The following is a 7,934-nucleotide window of genomic DNA, read 5'->3' on the forward strand; positions in this document are numbered from 1 at the left end:
TCAAACCAATCAGATGAGCCAAACTCTCTCTTAGTTTAGACCGCCATTGGCCCCAAAAACCATGACGACGGACAGTCCCGGTCGAAGAGCTGGAAGGTTTTGTGAGTGCGGAGCTGAGGGCATGGCGCGAAGATCATGCCGTTCCTGCGTTTCCACCGGAGAAGAGCAATCGCGGTTAGCCGGCCTTTTCTTTGAGCCTGGAGACCAGGCCGAAATTTGAGGCCCCGAGGATCTGCAAATCCTCGGGGCCTTGCCTTTCCTCACATCAGGTTGCCTCTCGCGTCAAAGGTCGCGGATCGGTGCATGTTCGGAACGCGAACGAGGGGAAGGCCTGCCTCGATGGCTCGCAGACGCGCTTCTTGTTCAACAAATCGGGCACCGGAGCTGCCCTCCCACCAAGCGTCATTGCTGATGTTGATGATGTAAGCCCCTTCAATGTTCCTGTCAGCGCGAGAGACGGCATAGGAGCCTTCATAGCAGATTTGGGTGATGATCGTGCCGTCCAGGCCAGGGAGACGTATCTGAGGCGTTCCTGTGCCGTGTGCAATGGCATTGGGTGTTGTAGCGATCGTGCTCAATCCCAAGAAGCGTTCGAGCTGTTCGGCAAAGGGGATGTACTCGCCAAAGGGAAAGAGCTGTCGCTTGTCGTATCGGGCGACTTCGTTCAGGTCTGAGTCCAAGATGAGAAAGCTGTTCCAGAAGCGGCCTGGTTCTTCCTCAATGGGGGTCATAATCCCGATCCCAAGATAGGCCCCTTTGGGCGGTCGTGCGCCTTGAAGTTCTTCAGCCAGCTCGTTGTGGAAGAACGGCACAGAAACCTCTGGCCACACCACCAGCTCCGCGCCGTCATCGAAGGCCGCTTGGGTTCGGTTGGTGAGGTCGCTCATGTAGGTTGGCATCACATTTTCATCCCAGCGCTGGGCTTGTGGGATCGCTGTATTGATCGACGCGATATGCGGGAGCTGTGGGGGCGCAACGGGTGTGTTGGCCCAGAGGCCCATGACCCATGCACCGAGGGCAACAGTGAGGCTGGGCAGAGGCCAGCGGCGCTTTGAAATGTCAAACGCAGCGGTCACACAGATCAAGATCAAGAGAACGCTCAGCAGTTCGACTGTGACAAGCCGGGTGAGGTGCACCACCGGAATCTGCGAGGTGATCGAGGCCAGCTGCGCGATTGGGATCGCTGGAAAGACAAAGCTGCGCAGAAACTCAGCCAGCCCCCACAGGGCCGTGAGCAGGAAGGGTGCAGAGCGTCCACGTCCATATTTGAAAGCCAGGGCGAACGCGATGGGCCACCACATAGAGAGAAGGATATACAGCCCTATGACACCGGCTATCGGTTGCAGTCCGGTCATGCCGATGGAGGCATAGCCCGACAGCAAGAATGGTAAGGCAGCGGCGAAGTAGAAGAACCCTCCGATTGCGCCGACCATTGCGGCCGTCTTCGGCGTCTTGGCGTGTGTGTACGCCAGTGCCACGCAAAACAGTCCCAACGGACCACAAGCCCAGTATTCTGGGCTATGCACAGCTCCGCCAGCAGCCATGCCGCCACCCATCGCGATCAAGCCAACTGCTACGAGCCTCTGAGAGGGGTTCATCTGGTTCCTCCATAAATTGACGAATTGTATTTAGATTGAGTTTTGTCGTGTCAGCGTCTATTCTGCAAGAGGTTCCACATGCAGGAGTATCAGGGAAATGATCAACATTAACGAGGCTCGACTGATAGGGCGGTTGGCAGCTGATCCGACATTCGGCACATCTGGGCGAGGCCAGGAGTACATGCGTGTTCGTGTCATTACGTCGCGCAGTTATCGTGATCAGAACGATAAGTGGCAGGAGGTTGCGACTGGCCACAGCGTCGTGACATTCGACAAATACCGGATCCAACATGGCCGTGAGCGCCTGCGCAAAGGGATGTTGGTTTTGGTCGAAGGCGAGAACAACGAGTCCCGCCGCGAAGTCGATGGGGAAATAGTTTATAGCCGGGGTATTTTGGTGCCCATGCGCGGTAGGCTGCACGCCTTGGAAAGCCGTGAAGCCAACTCCCGAGATCAGTCAGGTGAGACAGGACGCGCACCAGCTGGTGGCGACGCTTCCAGCAGCTCGCACGTCCCTGATGGTCCCCCAATCAACGGTCAAAACCCTATCGATCAGCACACCTATGACGATGAAATTCCATTCTGAGGGGCGCTCAAATGAAATCGGTTGTTTTGTGTGAGAAGCCCTCCCAGGCGAAGAATGTTCAAGCTGCGGTAGGGAGCCGTTTTGGTCGTGTTATTGGTCTCCGGGGGCATATCATTCGACTGGCAACCCCCGAGGAAGTTAACCCAGAATGGCAACAGTGGAGTTGCGATCTGCTTCGCCCTGCTTCCGGCTTCTATCCCTTCTCCGAGGATACTGCTGCGGGCAAGGACAAGTTGTTGCGAGAGGTTCGGACGGCGTTGGCGGATGCGGATCGCGTTATCATCGCAACGGACTGTGATCGTGAAGGACAGGCGATTGGCGAGAATCTGATCCGGTATCTCAAGTTCAAGGGTCAGGTGCTGCGGGCCATGTTCAATGCAGAGGATGTGCAGTCGCTTCAGGAGGCATTCGAAAACCTCAGTCCTAATCCTGATCATTTGCGCCTTTATCAGGCTGCGGTCGCCCGCGCTCAAGTTGATCAAATTGCTAATCTATCGGCAACAAGAGCTGCAACGGTTGTTCTGAAACCAACTGGGATGCGTGGTGCGATGGGGGTTGGGCGGGTCAGGACACCCACCATGGGTATCGTTTGTAAGCGGCAAATCGAAATCGACAGTTTTCGCCCGCGTGCATATTGGGATTTGTGGCTTGAGGTCGAGCACAACAACGAACCCCTCAGACTCAAGCACCGGCCTTCAGAAGAGACGCGCTTGTACGACAGGGCTGAAGCTGAGGCCTTGGTTTCACAGATGCGGTTATGGAACGGGCCGTTGTCGGTTGTGAAAGAGGAGAAGCGTCAGTCGCCGCCCAAGCTCAATGATCTACCTGCCCTTCAAATCTATGCAGCGCGCTGGGGGTGGTCGGCTAAAAAGACGTTGGATGTGGCTCAGGCCTTGTATGAGACACATAAGATCACGACCTATCCACGCGCCGAAAGTACCTTTCTCCCAGAAGTCGAAATCGAAAATGTGGATGCAGTGATCAGTGCCTTGAACGGGCTGGAATTTGCGCCTGTGTACTACCCAGAGCCTATCATTCGACGCGGCAAGTCGGGGCATTTTTCAGACAAGGCGCTAGAAGGATCATCACACCACGCAATCATTCCCAACATCAAAACGGCCGAGGAATGGGACGTGATTTACACGCGACTGAGTGCCGATGAGCGCAAGCTCTTTGAACACATTGCTCGCACCTATCTCTGTGCTGTGGGTCCAGACCGTATCTACGACCGCACCGAAATTTCTCTAGTTGTTCAGAAGCGGAAGTTCTCTGCTGTTGGTGTGTCCGAAAAGGATCCGGGTTGGCGTGAAGTCCTTGGGGCAAATGCTGTTGAATCAGAAGAGGATGGTGAGGAGTTGCCGCCAGTTCCAACCTGGTCTGATGGAGCACAGGCGCAGGCTCTGGAAGCTGGCTTGGAAGCCAAAACAACAAAGCCTCCAGCGCATTACACCGAAGGCTCACTGATCAAAGCTATGAAGGATGCTTGGCGGTTCGCGAGCACGCCTGAGATGGTCAGCCGCTTGAAGGAAGCGAAGGGCATTGGAACGCCAGCCACACGCGACGGTGTGATCGCGGGTCTTATAAAGCAGGGTTATTTCAGTGTCACAAAGGGTCGGCTACATGCCTCGCCCTTGGCGTTAGAATTTTACAAAGAGCTGATGAGAGAATGTCCTGAGTGGCTTGATCCGGCAGCCACGGCCGAAATGGAAATGGCGCTAGACGCCATCCTTCGTGGCGAGGCCGATCCGCGCAGGGTCATTGATGACATCCTGGTAAAAACTCAACGCTTCTTGGATTCGATGAAGCAACGAGCCGGTGGTGCAGGCGCTCTTGATGTCGATGTGAAGCAGCCGCCCAGCGCAAGGATGCTTGCAGCGGCAAAGTCGAAGGCAAAACGTGATGGTGTCAGCCTGCCCCGTGGAGCCTCCACCGACGCACGGATTTGTCGCGAGTTTTTGGGTCCAATGCCTGAAGGCAATGCCCCTACTGAGGGCCAATTGACGTTTGCGGGGAAGATCGCTGACGCGATGGGCATAGTGCTGACCGACGAGCTGCGTGGTGATCGTAAGAAGCTGTCAGCCTGGATCGACCAAAACAAAACAAACATGCCGAAGGAGCGAGGTGATGACCAGCCCACACCGAAACAGGTTGAGCTGGCTGAACGCATTGCGACGGAAAAATCTATAGAGATACCTCCCGAAACACTCCGTTCAAAATCCTCTCTGTCGAAGTGGCTCGACACCCATGCCGCCAAGCGAAGTGGCCGTAAGAAGCAAGGATAAGAGCGATGATGAACCGATTGATGATGACAGCTGCGCTGGTCGCGGTTCTTGGGTGCCCAGCGGCTGCGCTGGGTCTTGATATGGACACGTTGCCGGATCCAACGCATCTGCAAAAGGTCTTGGATGTTGATGAGTTCCTTGGGCAGCAGGGCGTCGGAGTGCGCTATGTCCAGGTTGCAGCCTTTCGCCAGAGGCAGAGTGGCTACGATCAGATCGAGCGCATCAATGAGGTGGGCTTGAAGGCCCAACTGGGGCGTCTAGGCTCTTGGTATCTGGTGCTCATGCCCGAAACTCAGCGCAATTCGGCTGAAGTCTTGCGCCGGTGGGCGCGGAGATCGGGATATCCTGACGCATTCATCAGGAAAATCAGGTAAATATCATAATTACCTGAAAATCCTGTTGCTGGGTGAGTCTGCATGATTTATATTTACCTAAACACAAATGATAAGGGCTAGGTAAATGCCGCGATATCCGCTCACAAATAAGATCAATGAGTTTACCGAACAGGTTGTGGAGATGGTTGGTCAGCAAGGCTGGCAGGGTCGTCTCACTGTCGCCTGGAATGCCAAGCGCGAGGAGTTTTCCGATAAGACGCTGGGGTCTCAGAAGCTCTACATCGTGCGGTTCAGAGGAGCTATCACAGAACGGTTTGAGGGACTGGATCAAGAGGACGAGCGGCGCGGCTCTCTTGAGCGTGTGCTGAAAATTATCACCTTTCCAGAGGGCATGACTGAGACGCTGAATAAGGAATACACTAAATCAGTCAAAGAAAAGGCTGAAAATCTGGTTCTTTGCAGCAATCCAGAGGAAATAGTCGCCGCTTATGTGGAGTGGTTAGAAAGCACAGATGTGCGTCAGAAAGCGCTGGGCGTCATGGGCTTAACAGGACGTCGCTTCATTGAAGTTTTGAGAGATGGTGAGTTTGCAGCAGTGCTACAAGATAACCCAAATAGTCCAAAAGTGCGGGTGCGGCACAAATACGTTTTGGATTTCACAGGCCAAGCCAAGACTCGGGAAGCGGAAGGCACGATGCATGGTGTTACCTATCGCATTCCTACCATTCCGAATGGGCGGCAAGACACGGCTCCACTTGTTTTGAAAGCTATGGCTGAGATTCAAGAGTCGAAGGAAGGCCAGAGATGGAAGCAGTACGACTATCGTGATTTGAATTCAGGCGAAAGCGGCAGATTTAACGGTCAGTTGCGCGGATCACTCGCAAATGTTGATGGAATAACTAAAGAATTTCTCGATGTGGTATCGGTCAAATGGCTGCGGTCATTGTATGCTGAGCTTGCCTATGCTCGATTTGCTCCCAAGCGCCGTACCAAGAGCGCGTTTTTCGCGCAGATTCTGGGTCATGCGGACGATGATCTAAAGACAAGTCTTTCGTACATGGTGCTCGCTCTTGGTGACGACCAGGAGGAGCATGAGAAGGCTCGGACCGAGGTTCAGCGTCTCCTAGATGCTGTGAAGAAGAAAGCAGCTGAAGAGCGTGCGGCCAAGCGTGTAGGCGATGCCATCGTCATTGAGGATGACGATGGCGACGCTGTGATCGACAGCAAGGATATGGGTTGAAGACGATGAACTTCTGGCGGCGGCTTATCTTGAGACTTCTGCGTGTGAATGTGACCTACACTGACAACGCTGATGTACTCAAATCGCAGCCGTGTATCGTTGTTTCAAATCACCAGAGTCTTTTGGATGGCATTGTCTTTGCCTTGGCCGCACCTGTCAGTATGGATTATGCAGTTACCCCTAAACATGCCGTGAAGAACATTTTCACTAGTCGAGTTTTGGGCTTTTTGCAGTGGTGTGGATTGGGGCGGGTTGTTCCGCTTTCAGCGAATAAGGTTTTCGCAATTCGCGGATTATCCAAGTCTCTGATCTTGGGAAGATCAGTTATGATTTTCCCAACTGGAAAAATTACGCCGGGTGAAGATCAAAGAGGATATGTTTGGTTGAGTGAAAAGACTAAATGTAGAATTGTCCGCGCCTCAATATCCGGTGCAGATAATTCAATTTTGTTTTCACACTCTGGAAACAAGTTATGGCCAAGAATTGAACTAGTGATCTAAGCACCAAGTGTCTTTGTTGACCGATCAGGTTTTGCTTCTGGTGCGATTAGGTCCAAGGCTTCATTGTAGACCGCGCTGAGCCAGTCACTGTTGTACATCTGAATTTTGCAGCGCCCGACTTCCTTGGTCAGTAAGGCTTTGGATTTAATGTGAAATGCGTGGATTTCAGCTTTGATTTCGGGAGCGGCGTCGGCTTTGATGGCGAAGCTGAAAGAATATCCCTCTAATGGCCCTGTGCCAGAGAACATTAGAGCCACATAGTTCCCAGGTGCCGTAAAATCCTCCCGTCCGTCTTTGACGGTTGCTGTTGGATTTCCAAATGACCGGAGCACCTCCTTCTTTCGTGTGATGTCAGCCCAAAGGTTGGTGCTGACAAGCTTGTCGAATGCGATGTCGTGTTGTTGACTTCGCGTAAGGGGGCGGGGAAACGAGAGTATTCGGGACATTATACCTGCTTCAATAGATTTGGGCTTCCAAAGAAGTACAGTCAGCGAGTGTGTGGCGCTCACAGATAGTTGTATCTTCCTGACGATTGAGCGCCACAATGTATAGTAGTGGTTGTTACACTAGGCTGGTTTCTGCTGGTGATTGCATGTTCCAAATTTTGTTTGGGTTGCATTTTGATCCTGGGCGATTTGAAGCTGTCAGTTTTTAAGCAGGGCACTCGCTTGTGCTAGATATTCGGAGGCTGTGAGCTTGGTTTTGCTTGCATCTTCCAAGCTTAGTAGGGCGCGCCCGATCAGTGCTTTGACCTGCATCACCGCTGGATGGGCTACCGAGAGCGTTATGTCCTCAGTCAGAAGTTCAAGTTGCTTACCCGTCTGCTGCTCGTACAGCTCTTCGAGATCGATTCTGTTGGCGAAGTCATCACCATTTCGACCCAATGCTTGTGCCAGCGTCGCTACGTGTTCTGAGATCGCATTGGTTCGCTCCTCTGGTGTGTGGTGAAACGAGGTTACCAAGCGGCCGTCGTTCAGGACGTAGAGGGCGTGTATGGTCGTCTGGGTCATGTCAGGGCCTCTTCCGCTGCGATTTCAGGGAGCATTTCAAAGAGTGGGGTCAGCAACGTGCTAATGCGGAGCTGCATGTCCTCTGGGGCGGTGTCCTGGCCGCAGCACGGGCAGGGAGTGTCGACCCCGCAAGACCAATGATCGGTCCAGCTCACATCGCAATCCTCACAGTTGTAGGTGTTCTCATAAGCGAGAGGCTGGCCGCAGCTGTCCGCTCCTAGGTTTGCTATGGCCGGTATCTCCATGAGATCGACCCGCGTGCGTACGGCGTGCTGGATGCCCAGTCTGCGGCATTCAGCAGCGATCTTCCTGTTTCTTTCGTGTACTGGGTTTTGTTGGTGAGCGATTTGGGCGTCATTGACGGTTCCGGTCCATCCGCAGGA

At 53.6% G+C, this 7,934-nt stretch carries 9 protein-coding genes; 5 read left to right on the forward strand and 4 right to left on the reverse strand.

Features of this window, described 5'->3' with window-relative positions:
- Positions 1 to 260 precede the first annotated feature (260 nt).
- On the reverse strand, positions 261 to 1,598 hold the full coding sequence (lnt, locus tag Q1A75_RS22845; protein ID WP_299593224.1) for an apolipoprotein N-acyltransferase: 1,338 nt from the start codon (positions 1,596 to 1,598) through the stop codon (positions 261 to 263).
- Positions 1,599 to 1,695: 97 nt separating this feature from the next.
- Here lnt and Q1A75_RS22850 point away from each other — a divergent pair, with 97 nt between their 5' ends.
- The 5 genes from Q1A75_RS22850 to Q1A75_RS22870 all read left to right on the forward strand — a co-directional run bounded on the left by Q1A75_RS22850 (position 1,696) and on the right by Q1A75_RS22870 (position 6,541).
- A complete protein-coding gene (locus tag Q1A75_RS22850; protein ID WP_299593220.1) occupies positions 1,696 to 2,184 on the forward strand; it encodes a single-stranded DNA-binding protein in 489 nt (162 codons plus the stop codon).
- Positions 2,185 to 2,195: 11 nt separating this feature from the next.
- On the forward strand, positions 2,196 to 4,466 hold the full coding sequence (locus tag Q1A75_RS22855) for a DNA topoisomerase (protein ID WP_299593217.1): 2,271 nt from the start codon (positions 2,196 to 2,198) through the stop codon (positions 4,464 to 4,466).
- Positions 4,467 to 4,471: 5 nt separating this feature from the next.
- Positions 4,472 to 4,840 carry a hypothetical protein gene (locus tag Q1A75_RS22860; RefSeq protein ID WP_299593214.1) on the forward strand — a complete coding sequence of 123 codons (369 nt, stop codon included), beginning with the start codon at positions 4,472 to 4,474 and terminating at the stop codon, positions 4,838 to 4,840.
- Between the two features lie 85 nt (positions 4,841 to 4,925).
- Positions 4,926 to 6,041: a protelomerase family protein gene (locus Q1A75_RS22865; protein WP_299593211.1), complete on the forward strand. Its 1,116-nt coding sequence runs from the start codon at positions 4,926 to 4,928 to the stop codon at positions 6,039 to 6,041.
- Between the two features lie 5 nt (positions 6,042 to 6,046).
- On the forward strand, positions 6,047 to 6,541 hold the full coding sequence (locus Q1A75_RS22870) for a lysophospholipid acyltransferase family protein (RefSeq protein ID WP_299593227.1): 495 nt from the start codon (positions 6,047 to 6,049) through the stop codon (positions 6,539 to 6,541).
- On the opposite strand, the gene Q1A75_RS22875 is transcribed toward Q1A75_RS22870, so the two are convergent.
- The 3 genes from Q1A75_RS22875 to Q1A75_RS22885 form a co-directional block, all read right to left on the reverse strand.
- Positions 6,538 to 6,987, reverse strand: coding sequence for a hypothetical protein (locus tag Q1A75_RS22875; protein ID WP_299593208.1), 450 nt, complete (start codon positions 6,985 to 6,987; stop codon positions 6,538 to 6,540). The genes Q1A75_RS22870 and Q1A75_RS22875 overlap by 4 nt on opposite strands.
- Positions 6,988 to 7,185: 198 nt before the next feature.
- Positions 7,186 to 7,551: a hypothetical protein gene (locus tag Q1A75_RS22880; protein ID WP_299593205.1), complete on the reverse strand. Its 366-nt coding sequence runs from the start codon at positions 7,549 to 7,551 to the stop codon at positions 7,186 to 7,188.
- Positions 7,548 to 7,934, reverse strand: a 387-nt coding sequence (locus tag Q1A75_RS22885) for a hypothetical protein (RefSeq protein ID WP_299593202.1), incomplete at its 5' end; no start/stop codon positions are given. The genes Q1A75_RS22880 and Q1A75_RS22885, both read right to left, overlap by 4 nt.

Origin of the sequence: uncultured Tateyamaria sp. (assembly GCF_947504105.1) — a bacterium.
Taxonomy (GTDB): domain Bacteria; phylum Pseudomonadota; class Alphaproteobacteria; order Rhodobacterales; family Rhodobacteraceae; genus Tateyamaria.